Origin of the sequence: Roseovarius sp. MBR-6 (assembly GCF_040547525.1) — a bacterium.
Taxonomy (GTDB): domain Bacteria; phylum Pseudomonadota; class Alphaproteobacteria; order Rhodobacterales; family Rhodobacteraceae; genus Roseovarius.
Genome location: NZ_JBEPPW010000072.1, coordinates 1 through 1234 on the forward strand (window position 1 = coordinate 1; position 1234 = coordinate 1234).

General features: G+C 61.4%; 1 protein-coding gene. It reads left to right on the plus strand.

Features of this window, described 5'->3' with window-relative positions:
• Nucleotides 1–1188: Tn3 family transposase (locus ABIE57_RS20530; RefSeq protein WP_354540893.1), on the plus strand; the 1188-nt coding region annotated here is incomplete at its 5' end.
• Between the last annotated feature and the right edge of the window lie 46 nt (nt 1189–1234).

Consider the following 1234-nt stretch of genomic DNA (forward strand, 5'->3'; position numbering starts at 1 on the left):
AGGGTCACGGATCTTTTGCTGGAGGTGGATGACGAGGTCGGATTCACCGAAACCTTCACACATCTGAACACAGGCGTGCCGTGCAAGGACAGGATCGGCCTTCTGAACGTGCTGCTTGCCGAAGGGCTGAACCTCGGCCTCAGCAAAATGGCCGGGGCCACCAACACCCACGATTACTTCCAGCTCTCCCGCCTGTCGCGATGGCATGTTGACGGCGAGGCCATGTCCCGAGCGCTGGCAAAGGTGATCGAGGCGCAGTCCTCCTTGCCGATGGCCCGCTTCTGGGGTGCCGGACAAACCGCATCCAGTGATGGGCAGTTCTTTCCCACCACTCGCCACGGCGAGGCGATGAACCTGATCAACGCCAAGTACGGCCAGGAACCAGGGCTGAAAGCCTACACCCATGTCTCCGACCAGTTCGGGCCCTTCGCCACCCAGACCATCCCGGCCACGGTGAATGAGGCGCCCTACATCCTCGACGGTCTGCTGATGACCGATGCCGGCCAAAAGATCCGCGAGCAATACGCCGACACCGGCGGATTCACAGATCATGTCTTCGCGGTCACCGCCCTGCTGGGCTTCCAGTTCATTCCGCGTATTCGCGACCTGCCATCGAAGCGCCTTTACCTCTTCGATCCGGCGGGCTGCCCCAAGGAACTGAAGGGGCTGATCGGCGGCAAGATCAAGGAGCCGCTCATCGCGGCAAACTGGCCCGACATCCTGCGCAGCGCGGCCACCATGGCGACAGGGGTCATGCCCCCGAGCCAGTTATTGCGGAAGTTCGCAGCCTACCCCCGACAGCATGAACTGGCGGTGGCCTTGCGCGAAATCGGACGGGTGGAACGGACTCTGTTCATTGTGGAATGGCTGCTCGATGCGGACATGCAGCGCCGCGCACAGATCGGTCTGAACAAGGGTGAGGCACACCACGCCCTGAAAAATGCCCTGCGCATCGGTCGCCAAGGGGAAATCCGCGACCGAACCGCCGAAGGTCAGCACTTCCGCATGGCCGGCCTGAACCTGCTCGCTGCGATTATTATCTACTGGAACACCAAGCATCTCGGGCATGCAGGCAACAGCCGCCGTCGCGCCGGTCTGGACTGCTCGCCAAACCTTCTGGCACACATCTCACCGCTCGGATGGGCCCATATCCTTCTCACCGGCGAGTACAGATGGCCAAAACAATGATCCCAGTCCTTAGCGTACTATTCTGCACTCTCCGGCATCAGACCCC